6 protein-coding genes are annotated in these 21935 nt (G+C 41.4%); 1 reads left to right on the forward strand and 5 read right to left on the reverse strand.

Annotated features, from left to right (window positions below):
* Window positions 1-37: 37 nt before the first annotated feature.
* The 5 genes from HMPREF1535_RS04695 to HMPREF1535_RS04715 form a co-directional block, all read right to left on the reverse strand.
* Window positions 38-3760, reverse strand: coding sequence for an MBG domain-containing protein (locus HMPREF1535_RS04695; RefSeq protein ID WP_046145433.1), 3723 nt, complete (start codon window positions 3758-3760; stop codon window positions 38-40).
* Between the two features lie 23 nt (window positions 3761-3783).
* Window positions 3784-11625, reverse strand: coding sequence for an MBG domain-containing protein (locus HMPREF1535_RS04700; protein WP_148499100.1), 7842 nt, complete (start codon window positions 11623-11625; stop codon window positions 3784-3786).
* Window positions 11626-12078: 453 nt separating this feature from the next.
* Window positions 12079-17076, reverse strand: coding sequence for a DUF6383 domain-containing protein (locus tag HMPREF1535_RS04705; protein WP_046145434.1), 4998 nt, complete (start codon window positions 17074-17076; stop codon window positions 12079-12081).
* A 47-nt stretch (window positions 17077-17123) separates the two neighbouring features.
* Window positions 17124-19115: a T9SS type A sorting domain-containing protein gene (locus tag HMPREF1535_RS04710; protein ID WP_046145435.1), complete on the reverse strand. Its 1992-nt coding sequence runs from the start codon at window positions 19113-19115 to the stop codon at window positions 17124-17126.
* A gap of 470 nt (window positions 19116-19585) precedes the next feature.
* Entirely contained in the window at window positions 19586-19816 is a 231-nt protein-coding gene (locus tag HMPREF1535_RS04715) for a DUF4248 domain-containing protein (protein WP_046145436.1), read from the reverse strand.
* A 438-nt stretch (window positions 19817-20254) separates the two neighbouring features.
* Between HMPREF1535_RS04715 and HMPREF1535_RS04720 the strand changes: the two genes are divergently transcribed.
* Window positions 20255-21373: an IS110 family RNA-guided transposase gene (locus HMPREF1535_RS04720; RefSeq protein ID WP_046145437.1), complete on the forward strand. Its 1119-nt coding sequence runs from the start codon at window positions 20255-20257 to the stop codon at window positions 21371-21373.
* The last annotated feature ends 562 nt before the right edge of the window (window positions 21374-21935 follow it).

Raw genomic sequence — 21935 nt, forward strand, 5'->3', positions numbered from 1 at the left:
CTAAATATATTCCTTAATTACAGAATAATCGGATTATTTACTTTTTCATAATACGTACTGTTTTCGCTTCACCGCTTTCAAGTACGATCTGTACCAGATGGTAACCTTTGCTCAATTCGCTCAGGTTGATCAACGATTCCGGTTTTTCGATCGACTTAACCAAACGGCCGGAAGCATCGAATACACGGATCATAGCCACCGGACTGTCGGATGTTACAGACGTTTCGTTTTCAACAAATGTCGGATACAATCCTACACTTTGCAGAGCGATGCTTTCGTTGGCGACAGTCGATGTTACGTTGAATGTTACAGAATCGTTAGCAGCCAGATAGTTCTTCTCTTCCGGTATCGAGATGTACAATTTTGTTACACCTTGATGCTTACCGGTAATCCAAACACCTTCTTCTACAACCTTCACGGCTGCTACCGTATCATGCTGCATTGTGTAAGCGATTGTTGCAGGCGAAACAGCTTCGGCAGTCAACAAAATACTGTCGCCACCAGCAAGGGTTGTTCCGGCTATATCCCATGCCAGACCGGCATCGGCCTTAGCTATATAAAGTTTACCCGGAACCAAGGTTACAGAATAGTCGCCTTCTCCTACTCCGACACAATCGACGATCAAATCGTATTCGCCGGCATCCTCCGGATCTACCTTTGCTTTCACGGTGTAGATATCATTCAATGTTTCAGGATCTACCGCTCCATTCGGGCCGGTTATTGTCAGGGTGAACGGCGGTATTTCTTCTCCATAAACCGTATGGATCGTATCAGCCTTAATAGTTAATCCGGACTTAGTAACCTTTAGTAAACCAGTTTTCGTTACAAGCGTATAATTCTCACCCGGATCACCACCTTCTACATATAAGGTATATTCTCCTGCGCCGGTTATGTCGCTAGCCACTTTTACCTTCGGTTCTTTGCCTGCCTTGAAGCCGTCGTTTCCGATAAATCCGCTAACCGTATAAGCAAACGATTCAGGAATTGCTTCACCATAAGCGATTGTTTCATCTACCGGTGTTACAACCACTTCGCCGGCACTAATCTTCATTGTTTCTTTACGAATGAACAAGTTGCTTTCTCCCTTTCCTTCTTCCAGATAGATCGACACATTGTATGTACCGGCTTTTACCGGCAGATCGGTATCACCATTATACAATACATAATGAGGATATTCATTCAGACCTTTCAGATCAGTTATTTTTACATCAGCTTCCTTGGCCGTTCCGTCATAAACGAAGCTCATGTCACCCAATACCACATTGTAATCAGCTTCATTTTTCAGACGAATGACCTTGTAAACCACAGATTTCGTTACTTCGTCATAACCGGCAAGACCATGATAGCTGGCAGTAATCGTTACGCCGTCATTATCTGTTAATGCTTTGGCAAACAGATAGCAATAATCACCCACTTTCTCAATTTGAATCTTTGCCGGATCGGATGATACAAAATCTATCTGAGCACCCTCAGCTATTATATTCTGATCCTTCTTCACTTTTGCATCCAGCTTGATTTTATCGCCTACAATCAGGTCGACGGTCAACGGGTTCCATTCCAAGACCAAAGAATTATCCGGAATTACTTGATATAAAGCTTTTCCTTCAATTGTGATCGCATAGTTGGTATTTTCCTTATTGATATCACGGATGCCTGTCAATTCGTAAATGCCTACCGGCAATACGCTCGGCTGATCGGCTATTTCCAGATTCTTGATACGATTGCCTTCAGCAACGGTCGCAACCAAATCCAAGTTCTTAGCTGACTCATCCAGTTTGAAACCGGTATAAGTGATAAACTCTTTCTGAATTTCCACATCATTAAAGTCAGGCACTGCCGCACCGAACGTACGTTGAATTGTACCCAGTTTGATCTTCAAGTCAGCCTTGGCCACTTCCAGACGAATACTGTCGTTCGTTTTAGCATTATCAGTCAATAACGAATACTTAAGACTGTAATTACGATCCATTGCTTTAAACTTCGGAGTAACGGTGTTATCCACAGTCACCAGCTTAATCTGTAACGTATCGATATAACTACCAGCACACAATGTACTGTCGGCAGCCTGTTTTTTGATAACCAACTGTGGCATTACATCAATCAGCTCGAAAGCTTTCTTATTGGTCGATATCTGATATGCAGCATCGAAACTAGCCAAACCACGTTGCTTTTCAGCATTGTTTGCTTCAAAAGTCCAGGTTGTGTCTTGCTTTGTTTCTCCGTAAATGCGATCTACTACCACTTTCTGGAAGTCCAACGGACGCTGATTGATCTTCAATGTGCCGTCAACGACCTTAAAGGCATAGTTTTTGGAAGAAATCTTATCTGCATTACCGACCTTGGCAACATACAGACTGTCCTCTATCTGATTCGGTTTTTCACGTTTCAGGTTCACATCGGTCTTTTCCGTTACAGCATTGCCTTCATAATCCAGATAGGATACAACCGGAGCAACCGTGAAACCTTTGTCAGCCTCATTTTCAGCAGAAATATAATCTTTTGCAACAGGTGCAGCCGTGGTGAATGTGTAAGAAGGAGAAGAAGAACCAGCTGATTCTTTACGTTTTGTCAACCAAAAGTAACCATCAGGATTCTTCTCACCATAAACTTTTTGCATTACGCTCACTTTCTTTCCTTCTATTTCAACCTGAGCATCAGAAGGGAATACAGTTACGGTAATCGTATCCTTTTCGACTACATAGTTGGCGGGGGCTATCGCTTGCACGTCATAGTTAGCCAAACGCCAATAAACCTTGGCAGTATCAGCTTGGGTTGCCAATTGATAGCTGTATGTACCGACATCACTCTTTACTTTTCCTAGTCCGGCAGAAACTGCGGTATGAATAACATTCAATTCATCAGAGAAAAACAAATCACTTAATGTTTGATCATTCTTCAATGTCCCGGAGGTAACCAACAGTTCTTCACCTTTGATTTTAGCGATATTCTTATCGTCATACAAACGACTGCTATCCGGCAATGCCAATGACAGCAGAGCTTTCTTGATTGCCATCTTCGCCTGCTTTTGTTCCCAAGAATAATTGTCTACAGTACCGGCTGCCAATGTTACATAAACTTCCTGACCGGCAGCAGTATTCACGTCACCTCCAAATGTAACAGCCAACTCGTTTTCACCTGCGAAAATAGTAGCAGCATCATCACCGGCAGCTAAACCTTCAATCGTAAAGTCTGCCAATGAATAAACAGGATTGGGATCTCCGTAGAAACGAACAGTATCACGCGGGGTGATAGTCAATTCAGCCCGTGTTACCGGAATAGTACGTTCCAAAGTAGCCGTAGCCTCTTTGCTTAACTTATATACAACAGGAGATCCATAAAGCTCCGTAACCGACTGATAACAATCCAAAGCATCTTGCAGAGCAGTTTCTACCAATTGTAATTTCACTCCATCCTTAACAGTCGGAGTGGCGGAAAATTTCATAATATCCTTAAAAGATTTGCCACTCTTAAATTTATTTTGGTAATTCTCCATCAACTGATGACTACCGGTATTCCCAGCCAGTGCCCACATGTACTTCAAAGATGTTTCATTAAATGTGCTTACCGCCATGTAATCCTCGAATGCCGTTCCATAAACCATCGAAGGCAATGCCCCTGAATTCGTAAAGCTCACATACACCGTATCCGGAACACCAGTTGCCTCTTGTGCATGTACCACACTACCTCCTGAAACAAGTATCAGGGAAAGCAGCATGAGCTGCTTTCCTGATGTTATTATTGATTTAATATTCTTTATCATACTAAATTTATTTTACAGGTTACTTACTTCTTAATCAACTTCACGCTCTTGAAAGTGCCATCTTCCAACGTTACGTTCAGCAGATAGAAGCCACTTCCGAAGTTTGACAAATTGATTACAGACTCAGGTTTATTGAAGACTTTCAACAATACACCTGCATAAGACACCAATTCTACACGTTTGATGGCAGAAGGAGCGGTTACCGTTACATTGGTCGTGAATACGGTCGGATAAACTTCGATATGATCGGATACGACTATCGTCTCATTATCCACACTTTCATAAGCATTTCCTATGGCAAATGTTACTTCCACAGGTTCTGCACCCCAATAATTCGTATTCCCGTTCTGAATAGCTTTCACTTTCACCAAACCGTCAGATACCAATGTCAGGATCCAATTATCGCCTATCTGGTTCACATAAGCTACCGCGTCATTGTCGGATACATAAGAAACCGGTAACTTACTTGATGCCACTGCCGTCAACGGAATGTTACGCTGTTCCACCTTGTATGATGTTTCCGGATTCCAACTGATCTTCTGCGATGCCGGTACTACCACATACTTACCTTCCTTATAAGCCACCTCATAATTCGTTGACTTATGATTGTCGGCAAACACGATCGGATAAGTTCCTGCATCAGCACCCTTCGTTACCGTCGAACTGATACGCGGAGCAAAGCCCAGGTTCTTGATGGTTTCACCATTAACAAGACCGTCTAACTGATAAGTCAGTTCTGCCAAGTCCTCTCCATAAACGCTTTCCTTATCATCGGCGATAATTGTCAGCGGAGCCTTGTTGATAACTAATTCGCCTGAAATATAAGATACCTTATAGTTCTTTCCGAAATCCTGTACGGAATACGGAGTCAATTTATAAGTTCCGGCATTTCCCTTATAAGCCTCGGCACGTACTACCGGCATCTTATCGGCATCAAAATCTTCACCGCCCAGGAAGTCACTCTTATCATAATCATATGCTTTCGAGTAGTCTGGTACAGTCTTTCCATACGTTGTTGCGAAACTGCGAGCCTTCACTTCCACTACACGCGGAGCGATGATCATCTTATTCTTGGCTTCGTAAACAAACGTTGTTGCACCTACTTCTGCTTTTACAATCACTTTATAAACACCAGCATCCACCGGAGCATTCTGATCGGACGGATAAACGGTAGACGCAGTTTGGTCACCTTCATAGAAAACTTTGTAATCTACCTCTTTACCATCCTTATCAGCAACCTTTACTGTTACGGCACGCGGAGTACCGTCATAAACAGATGTCACATTCGATACGATGATATTTACATTCGCAGCTTCACCTTCCGGAGCAACCACTGTGACCGTACCGGTTACAGGCTCGGCATCCATATAAGTTGTTTCATCGCCATCGGCATAAACCGTAATGTTTACAGGACCGTCCAACGTGCGGATCTTTCCTTCAATCACCATCTTACCGTTCTCGTTCTGATACAATACGACGCGTTCGCGATCATTATTGGTCAGTTCGTAACGCAAGCCGGTGATCGACAGTCTATTATCGTCAGCAGACGTTACGGCTGCAGACAATTCAACATGTTCACCTACGGCTATTGTCAGGTTGCGCTGATCTTCCGGCCAAACGATTACCCGTTTAATCTTATCGATCGACAAGTTACCTGTCACATAAGTAACATGATAGTTCTTGGCTGTCGGCTTCTGAGTGAAATAAATATCCCAGGTACCACGAGAATCCACGGTTGCATCTGTTGCCACCGCCGGTAAGAAATCTCCATCGAATACATCATCCAAGCTCTGGTATTCATTATTCTTCAGGCCTTCGTAAGCAATTGTCAGTTCCGGATTAGCCACACCGTATACACGGTTCTTGTCTTCGGCTGTCACCGTCAAATCTGCTTTACGGATTTCCAAGCTGTCTAATACTATAGTCACACCCCCCATATCGAAGTTAGTAAGCAAACCACCCATAGAAGCTATTGCATCGGAGGTAAAGCGTACTTCATATTTGCCTGCATTTGTCTTCTTGTTGAAGCTTGCCCAGTCAATCCAGTCAACACGGCCTTCGGCTGTGTTCAGGATGGTGCTGATCTCGTCTACCAACATCTGATCCACTGTATCGTCGGCCGGTGTTACTGCCACGGCTACGTCACCATCCACAGGATCTTCGCCATATTCGCGGGAAGCAGAAACGTTCAACTGTACAGCATCTGCCATCGGGACAGGAGAAACCGTTACAATCGCACTTTCCGTACCGGCCTCGAACACGACACCTGTCACAGGTACAAATGCACCGCTGACAACTCCTGCGGCTGCGCTGGTTTGGATTGTATAATCACCCACAGGTGAATAAGCCGCAAACACGTCAGCATCGGCCGGATCTGTCGTAACAAAGAGATTTTCAAGGTCATAGTCAGCAACCAAAGTGGCGGCGTTCAACTTCGGTGTCGTCGCAAATGCCAACTTCGGCTTTAAAGATGAAACGCCTGACTGCCCATAGACTTTTCTATATGCAGCTTTTGCTGGGGTAACCGTCACGATTGCCGGGGTAACCGTCAATGTTGCCAAAGTCGTATTCAAATTGATATCGAAATCTCCGACAGCAGACTTCAGGCGCGGAACCTCTGTTCCTCCTTTTACCACCTGCAGGGAGTAAGTCCCTGAAGTCAAATTTGCCTGAACATAAGTATTTAATACAACATTCAATGACTTGTCTTGTACAACAATCTCATTTTTTGTATCCACCAATGCCCAGTTCAGATAATCGTTATTGAAATACATTTTCCAACGTTCCAAAGTCAATGTCTTCTTGACTTCATCGGAAATAGCCAACAAGTCATATCCGTTATTCCCGGATATCCAATTTATAGATAATGAATATTCCGGTTTGCCATCTTTTATTTCCCAAGTACCGGCAATAGACCGGTTCGCTTCAGAGAAACCTACAGTAACCGGATATTCCACAATCTGCAAACCACCTTTAACGATAACACTGCCATCCGTTGTTGTTTCCACCTCACAACCTAACGCATCATATTTAAAGGTATAATTATCCGATTTCAAAATCACCTTATAATCGTATACTCCGGCAATCGGCGTGGCATTCTTTGTTTGTGCTCCATCGTCACCCAGCAAAACAACAGCCTGAATTTCCGCAGCAGCCAACTTTTTATTCAATGCCGGAATATCGGTCAGCTTTATTTGGTTTTCTATTTCAGACAAGATCTTACCATAAACAAAAACAGCTTTCGCTTGATCCTCCGGTTTGATTTCGTCAGGTGTATTCAATAAATATGTAGGTAATTTAACTGTTAAAGACTTTTGTGCTACAATTACAGAAGATGGCATAGATTTTCCACCCGCTTCGATGTTATAAGTGAAGTTAGCCGGGGCATCATTCATCTTTATCACATATCCGTACGTACCTGCAGCAATCGGATCATTGGCTTCACCCGTACATGCAGCATCTTTCAATGTCACAGTAAAGATATCTCCAGGATTGGCAAAGTCGGCATATTGATCGAAGATTCCTGCATTCATAGCCAAGAACTCTTCAAGAATCTTGCTTTCCATTACCTTTTTCTTCTGTTCATACTTGAACGTTATATCGGTAGGGAATTCAAACTCCAATTTAACCTTCTTTACAACCAGCCCGCCGGTAACCGATGCGATATCCACATTTTCCGTCACGATCGGTTTAAACGTCAATGTATAATCATATTTGCCGGCAGGTACAGGACTATCGGCAGTCAATTCAACAGAGAAACTACCTCCGGGCTGAATACCTGTTGCAGCAACCAATCTGAACAACTCTGCATTTTTGACATCACTAAGCACAGCTTCCTTGATTTTCGCCTTCACTACAGCTAATGTATTAGCATCGGCATAATCAATTGTAACATCCGGCAATACAGGAGTCACTGCTTTTTTGGTAATCGTTCCGGAAAGAAGCACATTCCAAGTCTGACCGGGAACTTCTTCCGTCACTTTCATGTTTGCCAGTGGTTTAAGAGTCAAGGTATAGTAGTTCTTGAAATAAGGATTCGTCAACACCACTTGATATCCATACAAGTCGGAAACCTTCAAATATTCATCCTCCGGAATCAATTCGGCTGTACCTCCGGCATCTACTTGTGTCTGGTTACGAATAATATTCACCTTTACTCCCCAAGTTTCCAAGTCCGGTTTTACGAAGTTTGCAACCGTCGACGTGACATGCTTATTCAAGAAATCAAGGATCAAACGGGCATAATGACCGGCAGTATAACCGAAATTTTCATTCAGATATGTCAATTCCGTTTCTATATCCATCGGAATTTCAATCAAGGTAATACCTCCGTTATCCAAAAGCGTTATAGAAGTCGCATAAAGAAGTTGGAATCCTGTTGCAGCCTTTGCCGAATTCACCGTTCTTAAAGTTGTGCCATCTGCACCTTTTACCGTGATTGTACGGTATTTGGTAGTAGGAGCAAAGTACACCCTATATCCATCCCCTTCAATGGCAACACGTAGAATACACTTGCCTTTCAGATCCGGATTATTCAACAGAATATCTGCCATGATATGTTGCGCCATCAATTCATCCGACGCACCTTCTTTCTTAAATTTATACGTTTTCAAGTTTACGGTAAGATCCGCACGCGGATTGATCGTGACAGCTATTTGAGGAGATAGCGGATAAGTTTCTGCCACTTCCTCTCCATTCACTGTCACCTTCGAATAATCCACAAACAAATCCGATTTAAACTTGACCTGATATTGCATTGTTCCTCCTTCCGGTACACTCAGGTCAGAAGAGGTAATTTCTTCGATATAAGAGGCCAAAAGAACACTTGGATTGTTATAAACCAAATCACGTTTGATCAGTTCCAATATTTGAGAAACCTCGTCAGTCTCGCCCACTATATAATCAAATTCATATGTCGGGAAGTTAAATTCAGCCACCGGACGAGCGTTTAATTGAATACCATTCTTTACTGTTACATAAATATAAGTAGCATCCGAATTATCAATCGTCACGTCTGCATCTACCTTTCCGGCATATAGTTCTTCAAGTACGCCTGATTTCTTTGCAACTCTAACCTTATAACCGTAAACAGCTTCCGACTCGGACACTGTTTTCACAGCTGTGCCGGTTTTATCAAGCAATGTCACCTGGATTTTATCCGTAAGAGCCAAAACCCCGCCATTCAGTTGGTACAGTTTATCACTTACCAAAGAGGTGATTGCAGCCGGTTTCATGTCTTTCACATAATCAACCGGAATATTCTTCGGAGAAGTAAAGGCATGCTCTACCGGTAAAACAGTCACAAAACGAATTGCCTCATTAAACGTACACGTTACGCCATCGGCGGCAACCTTCAATTTATTGGATGCCGAACTTTGTGTCTGGTAAGTTATTTTATAATCGGCCAGTTTATGGGTTGCACCCTCTTTTAATGTTATAGTATAAGAGAGATAACCTTCACTTGTTAAAGGAGCTTCGGTTGTCACTTGCGGAGTAAAGCTATAAACCGTTTCCAAACCGGAATTAGCATTATTCACTGCATCCAACACTTTTTTCTCCAATTCCGCTTTCGTTGTGATCGTACCGATCTTTATCGGAGTTGAAATAAAGTCAGGCAAAACGACTTTTATTTCCTCTTTGGTCGCAGTTACGGCATTCTTCAGGTCATATCCGTTTATAGACGTATTGGCAGACAGTTTTCCACTTACAGAAGCTTCCGTCTGAGTTCCCGGCTTATAATTTTCATTCAATATGACACGATAACTATACGTTTTGCCTGATTCTAAAACGCCTTTTGTCAACTTTTGCGTAAACGTTTCATCCGAATAGAGTTCGATACCGTTCTTAGCCAGTATGGCTGCTGTTCCGTCTGCCGATTGTATGGCTGCTCTTATCGCAGCAATAACCCGGTTGACAGCAGTTCCTTCAGCCAACAAGCCGTCGCCACCTTCTGTAAACACAGGAAGTTTGGTTTTTCCGATTGCTTTTGGCGTAATTGTAAGAACACCTGTCGATGTAAACGATGCGCGCCCGTCGGTCTCTACCTTCTTTGTACCGCCTGTTACATTCACTGAGGAGTAGTCATAAATCTCACTTGCACTTGCCGGGAAATAAACTTTTACATTATATTTACCCACAGGCAACACTGTTTTACCCGTTTCATAAAGAGTCTCTTTTCCGTCTTTAACGAAATAGACCGAGCAATCTTCTATTCCGGTTATACCATTTACTTTCGTGAATGTTATTTGAGACTCAATACCGCTTAATGGAGTACCATAAGTATAGGAAGACCAAGAACCAAAACTTATTGATGCAGCAGACTGATCAACCTTTTTTACCGTAATCTTATCAGAAACAGTAAAAGCAGACTTTTCATTCAATTTTATTTCTTTGATTTCTGCCGTAGAAGATTCAGGGAAAGCAATCTTCAAATCCTTCCGAGCACGTACGTCGAATGTATACGAATAAGTACCGGCTCCCAAAGGATAAGCAGGAGTACCTGTAATTTGTATGTTCTCGAAATAAATATCATCCTTCAAAGCCTGATTCTTCTTTGACAAGCCAGACAGAATAGCCTGTTTCAAAGCATCTTCATTTTGTATCTGATTACTTACCGTCGTATAATTGGCAGAGAAAACAGAGCCACTCAGCACCGATTTGATTACGATACTGTTGCCGACTTTCACAGATTCTTTTCCTGTTGCTTCTATTCTGAAAGGAGTTATGGTAGCCCCCAAAGATTCAGAATTAGATCTTTCGATATTAACAACATAGCCTTCCGAATTTACAGTTACATCAAAGAGATAACTATAATCTGCTGCAACAAGATCTCCGCTTTGAACCGATCCGGCTTTGAGAATCCGAACATTCGATACGGTTATATTTGTCGAATGCGCACTCGGTATTGTCTTCTCAATCTCTGCTGCAATGAAATCACCCAAAGTCGCAACATTGGCATTCGATTCTTTCTCATAAAAGCTTAACATTTCCTTTGCCGGAACCTTCAGCGTAACAACCGTCTTATCAGTCACAACGATAGAACCCGACACTTCGACTTCTGCGTTAGTTTGACCAGGTTCTACTGAAGTTGGAGCCGCTACCCCGTCCGCACGGGCAAAACTTGCTTTAATACCTGCGGGAGTAGATAATTTAAATTTATAGGTATACGTTCCAGCAATAAGAGTAGTGCTAGAAACATCACCTGTACCACTATGCAATGTAACATCACTCGCTGTTAATCCGCTTATATCCCCAATTGAGGCAGATAATTTCGCCAGAATATCATTCTTCAATGTTGCGACTGTAGCGTTACCATCTGTCACAGAAAATGTATACAGAGGTAAATCTATATTTTTCGTTACAGAAGAGATGGAACCTGCGGTTTGAGTCGTTGTTTGATTAGGGAAATCATAAAAATCTTTAAACGATGTAACTTTTCCATCAACTCCTAAACGGAGAATATAGCGTTTAGTTATCCCGAATGAATAAGCCTTTATCTTTACATCAACCGCTGATACAACATTTCCGGTAGGTTGTACCAAGGAAAAGTCTGTAGATGTCGTATTTGAAAGTTTTAATTTACCCTTTGCATCTTCAAAGGAACTATTTTTTAACTGGCTAAAGCCACCATCCACAAAGGCAGCAAAATCGCCTACCTCGGTGGCATTTGATTCATAAACAGTAAAAAAATCACTTTTTATAACATCCGCACTTGTCCCATACGGAATTTCCGTTGTTCCATGAGGCAAGTCTTTGAACACAATCACATACCGATCAACAGCCATCGCCTGCGTCACGACTCCCAACAACAATAATGCAAACAAAAGTAGTCTTCTGCTTACATCCCTAAAGTATATTTTTCCCATACTTTTAAGTATTTCATTTATAATGTTTTCCATTCATAATTAAATTGATTAGATGCTGTGATTTTTGGGTTGAGTTTTTTTCATTAGATGATTTCAACGTCGGTCTCAGTATCCATCAAAATATTGCTTGTACAAGGCGTTCATTATGTTTAATACGAACGTCTGCAGACCATGCCGGGACACTCCCGACAGCTATTTCAAAGCATATATGCTTTCATTTTTATCCTTTTAGGAAAGAAGGCCCTGGCCGTAAAATTAACCTTACTACCAGGGCCTCTTTTTTTCCTTGTTCTTGCTTCACAGCAATACTAATAGGATGAACTTTATTTCATTACTTTAGTATTAATATAACCACTCGTTCCCCCATCGCGGGTTACTTAATGGTTCTCCCCGCTGGGAGAACCATTGCGCAGCTTTCACTATTATTAATATCCCTCTATTAGGATTTCTTTATTACTTAACCATTGCTTTCAGCACTGTGCCGTCTTCCAATGTTACTACTACCATACCTGCAGAAGCCGGGAATGTAGCATTGTCGGAAGAGATCACTGTGTTGGCAATTACCTGACCCAGTACGTTAGCTACTACCGCTTTCTTACCACCTGCGTTCAGGATCGTTACCTGACCCTTGCCGCCGATAGCAGTGATTGCCGTAGCATCGATGCTTTCGTTGCCAACAGGATTTGAAGGATCAGCATTATCGAAGTAGATATCCCCCGTAGAGGTTGCAGTCTTAGATGTTGCGAAATCTAAGTAGTCTTCCGACGGAATCATCTGGTTTGCATCACCTACACACTTGTTGTATGCCTGTACACGTACAGTGTAAGCAGTCTGCGGGATCAGGTTATGAACCTGGATAGATGTTGATGTCGATGCGATGTCGAATGATTCTTCGCCGTCGAAGTTGATATCATCCTGCCATTCGTAATAAGCAGTAGGCAATGAGCCGACTTCTGTTCTCCAGTCACCTGTATAGAATTCACCATTGTTGATCGGCATCGGGCTAACCGGTTTTCTAACCATCCATGTTTCAGGAGTATCGAACAGATAAATATCGATCTGATGTTTGTCTGTCTGGAATCCTTCCATCAAACGGATAGTGTATTTGATCGGATTAGTTACATCTGTCGTCAGATCCATGTCATTCATCTGGTGAGCGATCGGAGCATAAGACCACTTTCTGTCGATCGGATCCAAGTTACCCTGGATGCTGAAGTTGTCAACACCTACGATAGATGTTTCTTTCTTGACAACACCATCTTCTTTGTATTCTTTGGTAACTTCCAACCAGTAGTTAACCTGATTGTCACGGTGGATTACACTACCTGTAGCGTTGAACAACTCAACCCAGATAGTCCTGCTTTCTTTGTCGGCACGAACTTCAGAGATAAATACATCTTCAGAAGTGAACTTCGGAGTGAAGCGACCTACGGCAACTTTGTAATATTCAGCACCCGGAACGGCTTTCCAATTGAATTTAGCATCGCTACCACCAATTTCACCATATGTCGGTTCTTTGATAGTCGGATTAGTCAAACCTGCAGTAAATGCTACACCCAAATCTTTGTTTACATCGCAAACAGCAGCCAAAGAAATAACATTTTCTACGTCACACAAGTCTTCTACATTCGGAGTAGCACGAAGATCGATCTTAGCAACTACGTCACCACGCATTACGTTTTTAACAAGATCGTCCTTACCACCTTTGAAAACATAGTTCAAAGACCCGTCTTCCATGTTACCATTCATAGCCAAAGCCAAAGATTGTTCACGAACATTCAATTCTTTTGTTTTAGCTGTACCGAATGTGAACATGTCAGAGTTGCTGATCAAATTAATCTTCTGTTCTATTTTGTTTTCAGATTCGATAGTAGACGTTCCGTAATGAGGCAGGTCACGACCCTGAATATAGATTACAGAATCTTTCATCTCGCCTGCATTTACTACACCAAACTGGAAGTTTTCGATCTTCTTCTTACCTTCAGCGTCAGAACTGTACCATACTTCCGGTACTTTAACGTCACCCTTGATCTTAGCAGTCAAAGTATCGTTGATATTGATACCGTAAGGAGCAAAGAATCCAAGATCCAACCATTTCTTATCATCGAATTTCAATGTTCTTTCATAATCATTCAAATCATAGAAGCGAACACGGTTTGCGATTTCGTTAGAACGCTGTTGCGGAGCCAACTGAATTGTATCCTTGGCATAATAGCGTGCCCACATGCCCTTTGCAGAACCTGTATTGATCGTATCAATGCTCATAGCAATACCATCACGGTCAACCGGATCGAATGCAACATTCACGGCGATCAAAACTTCACCGTACTTATTCGGATTGATCTGAACCTTACCGTTTACTGAATCAATTGTACTGTAAACAACACCGTTCAAGTCAGCCAATTCAACAAATGAGTACTTATATGCAGTAGACTTGTTAGAGAAAGTAGTCATGTCAACCGGATCCATCACGTTGATACCGGCAATGATAAACTGACCTGTATATTCCGGATAGCAAGTATTCACATAACGAGTCTGGTAATCTTTAGTGAATGCTTCACGATAGATACCTTTAATAGTAGCACCATGTTCAACTGGGCTGAACTGGTTCAGGATGAACGGATAGAAACTGTTATAAGAACCTTCTCTTACATCTGCGTTCATAGTAGTAACCAAACCGGCATCGGTTGTACCTACAGTGTAGAATTCATTGAATCCCTTCACGTCTGCAGTCTTGATACCGAACTGAGCGATATGGTCGAATACATTAGGCAGACCCGGGCAACAACCTTGGATCAGATCCCAAATGATCGCTTTGTCGTTCCTGTCGTTGAACGGCATATAAACAACTTTCATTTCCAGACCTTCGTTCTTAATACGGTTAACCAAAGCCACATCGTCCAAATCAACTTCGAAATACAATGTATCTGTTACGGCAGTACCTTTCAGTTTACCATATACACCATTTACATCTTTAGCCATAGTCTTAACCGGATTGCTAATGTTGTTAGACAACCAGTAAGCCTTGTCATATTCTTTTTCACCGGCAGTGAACAGGAATGCATTTGTATGATACAAAGCATCATCAGTGCTTTCGTTCTTAGAGAACTGTTCTTTGAATACCTTGATTGTGGCAGTTGTACCACCGGCAACGTCAGGTTTCAAACCTGTAGCCTTGATGTATACAGTATGAGGTCTTGACTCGAAACGAACAGTACTTGTTTCATCATACGGAGAGAAGAACAGATCCAATCTGTCTTTATCTTTCACGTTAGCCAAAACCGGAGTTACAATACCCATAGCATGACTCAACAGATCATCACTTTCGAAGTTATACCATACGAATGTATTAGTACCGCTGATCCAGATCGGACCTTCGTAAACAGCACCTGCCTTACCATCCATCAAATCCTGAGCGGAATAAGTATATTTGGCATTTGTCTCCAATGTTTTAGAATTCTTGTCATATCTTGATGTTGCAGTTTTATATGTCAATGCAGGAGCGATTGTATATTTTTCACGAACATACAATGATTCATCGTCATCTACATTTACATCACCACGAGAATAACGGAAGATTGCATTGATACTAACGATGTTTTCTTCAATATTACCAGCACAATCAATAACAGGCATATCATCTGTATGTGATCCTATCACCGGAGCATCAGGAACCTGGCATGTTGCACAGAACTGGTTAAACCATTCTACATAATCCTTATAAGAATGACCATTAACCTTCATCGGCAAATAACGACCCGGAACATAAGTAGAATCAAGTCCATTCACTGTTTGTGCATTTTTATATACGATCTTCCAACCAACCAGATTCACATCGTCATCATAACGATCTGTTGCTAGTTCGTAAGCTTTCGTACGATTTGCCAAAGTAATTTCACCCCAATGGATTTCATCTAAATCTTTTTCACCTCTTGAGTTGAAATACGGCAGATTCTTGAATGAAATTTCTGCAGTCTTATAATCCTTATATTCATCGAAGTTCAAGTCGTTCACTTCGTTGTATGTAGGAATAGAAGAACCACTTAAAACGAATCTTGCTGTATCAGAAGCTTCAGCTGTTGTTGTAGCCCAGATGTAGCTATCAGCCTTAAATTCGGCAACTTCTTGCGGAGCAAAATAGAAATCAAATGTAGCATTAGAAATACGATCTCTATCATCAACTCCATCCTTTTGAACAAAATATTCACGAGGTATACGATAAATAACTTCATCTGATACTCCAGGAGTACCTTTTACAATAAAATCATCCAAAGAAATAGCATCACCAACTTTTGTGAAATCTTCAGAATTAGAAGCAGTCATATTATCAACGATAAACGGGTACTTAACGTGCAGTTCATAATATGCCAGTTCTTGCTGTATTTCCTTATCTGCATCAACTAAGCCATCACGACCCTCTACATCTTCAAATGTAGCTGTATACTTATTGTTTGCTTCACCTTTTTCATACAACGTATTCCAAAACTCAACAGTCGTTGTAAATGTTGCTTTGTTACAAGAAGTATTACGGCCGGCACCTGCCTCAAATACAGTAGTTTCACCTTCAATTTCCACATCAGGACGATTGAAAGCGATACGTGCATTACGGAATACAGTCAATGGTTCTGTATCTTTTGTTTTATCGACTGTAGATTCCAATGTTTTATCCGGTACAGATTGAGTGCTCTCAAACATGATTACAATAATCTTGTTATCCAAGTCACCTTGCTTCAAAACACCGCCATCAGATATTTGAAGAATGTTTCTCCAAGCATGTTTTGCACCAATCTGATGATTTTCGGCAGTAAAGATAGGCTTTTCCTGTACTGGGTTAGAAAGATATTTTCCAGCCAGATCATATATATAAACATTGTAAGACCAATCAATAGAACGATTGACAAGCTCTTTATTTCCATAAGCTGCCATATCAATATCAATACCCTCTACACCAATTAGTCCTTTTGTACTATAGGTAAAATCCACACGAGCTTTAGCTTTTGTATTCTGATAAATACCTAAACAAGCCTTCTCTGTTTCATCTACAAAAGTAAAAGTAGAAGCAGTGTTCATTTTCTCATGGTTCTTGATTTCATCATAAGCCATGGTCAAATGTTGTCCGTCAAAAGGTAATTGTTCCGTTTCTTCCATATTCAGGAATGAAGCATACACACCAGCCATCAATTTTGCATCCTTCATGTTTGCGAAGTCGATTACTGAGTAATAATTTCCATACTCAGCACCTTCAATTGCTGCATGCGTGTGAATGTTTACTTTCTCAATCGGTTTCAACTGAGTTGCCCCAATAGACGGTGTCTCAAAATGTTCCCGGGTGTCATACCAAGGAGCTCTTGTACTCGCTACTTGAGGCAACATATTCGCGAACGAAAATCCTGCCACCCCCAGAGCACCTAAGAGGACTATTCCTCCCTTTTTCAAAGTACTTTTTTTCATGTGTAATACAATTAATTAATAAAAACTGTTATTTAATTCTCTATAAATCACCTAACTATCACTTTTGTCGATATCGGATCGCCTCCGTTATAGACCGTAGCGATATATACACCTGCCGACAAGCCTGTTAACGAAACCGTCAACTGCGTCGTGTTACCTTCAACCTGACGAATATTCCGTCCGTTCATATCGATTAGTTTAATCTGTTTGATCAGATCACCGTCCATCAGAGAGAATTGAATAGCCTGCTCAGTTTGACTGATTAGCAGGCGCGCTACCGAAGGTGCTTTTTCGTTACCGGTAATGATCCGGCTGTCTTTTAAAGTAAATAACTGCCAGCCACCGTTTTCATCGAGGTTTAGCGGATTAGCCGTTCCTACATACATATAATCATCGTAAACCAGCATATTACGTACACCGTAAGCGGCTGCATTATCCATACCGTTATCGGTAAAAAGCGTCGGTTCCGTATCCGGATCATCTATTAGCAAGAGTTCGTATCCGTATTTGCTTTCATCTAGTTTTAACATGCTTACCAGAGAGGCATAAGAAGGCATCAACGTTTTGATTGCCGGTTTGATCAGGTTCGACATATCCATGGTACCCACATACAGACGGTCGTTATACACTTCCATCGACCATATATAGTTCGTATACAGATTTCCCAGACCCGAACGTCCCCATTTAGGCTTTACTCCCATACCGTTTTTCAGGATTTTCCATTCTTTCGAGGTGGTATTATATTTCGGCAGTCTCTCTTCGCCATATAATAATTCAACATCCTCAGGGGTTGAAAAATCGGTTGCCCGGAACAACGGAGCACTACGAAGTACTCCCAGGATACCTGTTAGTAATTCATCGCCGGTCTTCAAACCATATACAGCAGGCAACATCATCGGATAGGCCCAGGTTGTATACAGCATCCCCCAGTATAACTGGCCTTTATATGATTTGAAACCGCCTACTCCGGCTGTCAACAGGCAGAGCGCATCGTTCTCGTAAGCAGAGTAGCGCCATACGGTTTCCCAAGTGATTGCATCGGCAGCAGTAAATCCGCCGGCCGGGATTAAAGGACTACGGTAAACGCCTGCCGGGGTAGTTCCTACCGGCCAGCCGCCTACATAAATACGTCCGTTATGGTATTCTAATTCAGAGGCTTCGCCTTCTGTATACCCTACTATTTCGAAATTGAAGGGGTCTTCTTTGCTTCCATTCCAGCGCAGAATTGCACCGCCTGACTTATCGCCTGTCTCATATTTAACTCCACAATAGAGGACACCTTCAATAACATGCCATTTACGTATATTGGTGATTTTGAAATTTTCGTGGGAGAGGGTTTCCAGATGGCTGGCTCCCATGAATCGATTATTTTCCGAATCATAAGCAAACAGGGTCAGTCCATGAACAAAATCCGGGCCGCCCATAAATACAACTCCTTTGTGCGAACCTGCCGAACGAAAACCGGTACATGTTGCGGCAGCATCCGTATCCGGAGTAATATCTCTTACCGTACCATCGGCCGGATCGTACACAAAAACACGGGGAGGAAGCATGTCACCAAGCTGACCTAACAGGTCGCCATTGGCTCCTTTCTCATTTTCGCAAACCCAACAAGTTGTTTCATAAGGAGTCAGCAAAGGATTGGCCGTTTCTTCACTGCCAGCCATTGAGGCTGCCTGGCAAAGCAGGTTATTAATGGTTCCCCAGTATATTTTTTTGTCGGACTCAGTCAGGCCCCATACATACGAACCGTTGATTTTGGCACGGCCGCCGGCATTTTCACATTCTTCGCAATCGATACCTGCCGGATCATAGGTATTACGAGCGTCGCCGATACCAAAATAGCAACCGTCAACCGGTGAGCGATAAATCTCATTCACTGTCAGGTTTTCATCAGCGACAACAACTGGAGCGACACGATCCTTCATCTGATAATTATACAAAGCTCTCGCTTCGTTCGGTATCAACGGGATCTGTGCAGACAAACCTGAAATGCCTGAAGCCACCAATAAAATACTCAATAGGTATGAATTTCTCATTGTAATCATTTTTATTCGCTCCACCTCGACTGAAGTCTTGCTTTTAGTAAGTTTAATATCATTAACTAGTAAGTCTGTTTAATACCAATGACTAGATTAAACGTTCCTTTTTTCTAGTCATTTTTTTTGAGGGATTTTGTTTGGTCACAAAAAGAGATAATTTCGTACTCACTTTCGTATTCAGTTGATAAGAAAGAAGATACATTCGTAAATTAATTTTAGCCTTTTGGTTGTAGTTTCAAAACTTATCCGTAAATTTGTGACTAGAAAAAAGGAACGTTTTTTCTAGTCATCTCCCAAATCACACAAAAACCTTATTTTTCATAGCCTACAGAACATTTTCAGACCCTATACCATAAAGATATCACTATCTATATGTATATAATGTACACGCGTACATTAATGTATAAAGGGGTTAAAAACTGCATTTTTTCCCGTTTTTCGGTGTTTCGGTTCATTTTACCCGTTTTTTAGCGGATTTCCCTGGTTTCAGGTTCGCCCAAATGGTCTACCAGAATAGCTACCTGACGAGGGGAATACATACGTTGTCCTTTCTTGTATCCGGCCTTCGTTAATTCGACAAAAAGGTCTTCATCCAGCCTGATCCATCGGGCTAGTTGAGCGGAGGCAGACTTGGGCTGAATACCCGGAAAATATAATCGGGCCAGTTCTGTATGGCCCCATGTTCTATTTATTTTCATGATTCGTTGCTGTTTGATTGTTATTGTGATTGGAATGAGAAATACATTTAGGGGGAGCATTTGCCTGAATGAAGGTTTGTGATTTGAGCGATAAAAACAGAGTCGTATACAGCGGGAAGTACCCGGATACTTTTTCTATTAGATATTTCATACTAGTTTCTTTTTAAGTTGTTTCTACTTGAAGCACCGAGGTTAACGGTTAACGATGCACAAGTCTGAGGACGTATTGATCTAAGGTTTAACTGATTTGTATAAAAAACAAAGAGGCCGGATACCGGACAAATATGTCCGATACCCGAGCCTCGATCTTTTTTCTATGACAAACTTACATAAAAATTGAGATTTATAAGCGCGTCTAATAAAAATAAAGACCACTCCCTGCTGTTATTCCACCGACTTTCGTTATTTTAAAGTTGTAATACAAAAAAACTATATCTTATGGACAGAGTTTGTGGTCTTGATGTGCATAAAGATAGTGTCTTTATGTGTATTCTCACAGCAAACGGTGAGAAAATTGAAGATGTGTTTGGAACTTTAACACCGGAACTGGATCGCCTTCGTGACACTTTAGTCTCTCATGGTGTTGGTAAAGTTGCAATGGAAAGCACCAGTATTTATTGGGTTCCTATTTGGCGCATTTTGGAATGCGATTTTGATGTTAAATTGGTTAACCCTTATTTCATCCGTCAACTCCCTGGTCGTAAAACTGATATTAAAGATGCCCAATGGATTGCGACTGTTCTTCAGAAAGAGCTAATTAAGGGAAGTTATATTCCTGATTCAAAAATACAGGAATTACGTCAGTACAGTCGTCGTATCTTCCATTTGACTCGTCGCAAACAGCAAGCTGAATCTGCTATCGATCTAACGTTGCAACGTTGCAATATTCGTTTGAGTAATTATGTTTCTGATATTGGTTGTAAATCCATGCGTAAGGTGGTCAATGCATTAATCTGTGGTGAAACTGATTCTGAAGTATTAGCTCTGTTGGTTCACAAGCGTATTCGTAATAAACATTGTCATGAGGTTATTAAGTCGTCTTTGACTGGTATTGTATCTTCATCAGACAGAGACATGCTTAAAATGAGTTTGGAAGAAGTGGAACTTTATGATCGTCAGCTTCTTGAGTGTAAAGAGAAAATGCGAATAATTTGCGAGGGACATTATGCCGAGGAACTGGAAATCCTTCAAACAGCTCCTGGGATAAAAGAGGAAAGCGCTATGAGAATCATAGCAGAAATCGGTGTTGACATGAAAGCCTTTCTAACAGCATCAGCTTTAGTTGGCTGGGCTGGATTAAGACCGCGAAATGATCAAAGTGCAGGAAAGATCAAAGGAAGAAAGACTTTACATGGAAACAAGTATTTACGTGTTATGCTTACACAATGTGCATGGGGAGCCTGCAGGACTCAAACATCTAAATTTTATAGCAGATATCATACCTTGAAAAAGAGAATGAATCACAACAAGGCTTTAATGGCAAATGCTCGAAAGCTACTCGTTGTTATTTGGAATTTATTAGCTAAAAAGCAACCTTATATGCCATTGGTGAATTAATGGTTGCTTCTTAATGAGCGTTCCAAGACCCTTATATTTGTGGTGGAGTAAACCCCGTTTTTGCAAACTGGTATACAGGCACGCTCTGGCAAGGAATTGCGTCTGAGACAAACAAGCTCGAAGAGGAAATTATTTATCACTCTCTACATAGACAAAATGTAGGGACAGCTACAAAGTGATCTTATTTTAACGGGAGTTCGAAATAAGGTTAGTGTAACTTTTATTACACAGAAAATAATAAGAAAAAAGGGACCCTTATACAGACTCCCTCCCAAAGATCATACATTTCATAGTCAAGACTGTGGCAATGTTATCTCTTTGTGTTTTTCATAGTTAAAATCTTTTCGTCAAAGGACAGGTTTATTTTTCTTTAATACAAACTTTTTGTTATATTTTTACACATACATGTTATTAAACATGGCTTGACTGTTATTCTGAGGAAGGTTATGGTACTTATTTCGAACTCACGTTTGTTTATTTATAGAGGAAATATACTGAATTATGAGCCAATGGGGTTATGTGCCGATGTGCCAATTTAGAAAAATGTGAAACGACTTTGTCC

Origin of the sequence: Parabacteroides goldsteinii DSM 19448 = WAL 12034 (assembly GCF_000969835.1) — a bacterium.
GTDB lineage: Bacteria > Bacteroidota > Bacteroidia > Bacteroidales > Tannerellaceae > Parabacteroides > Parabacteroides goldsteinii.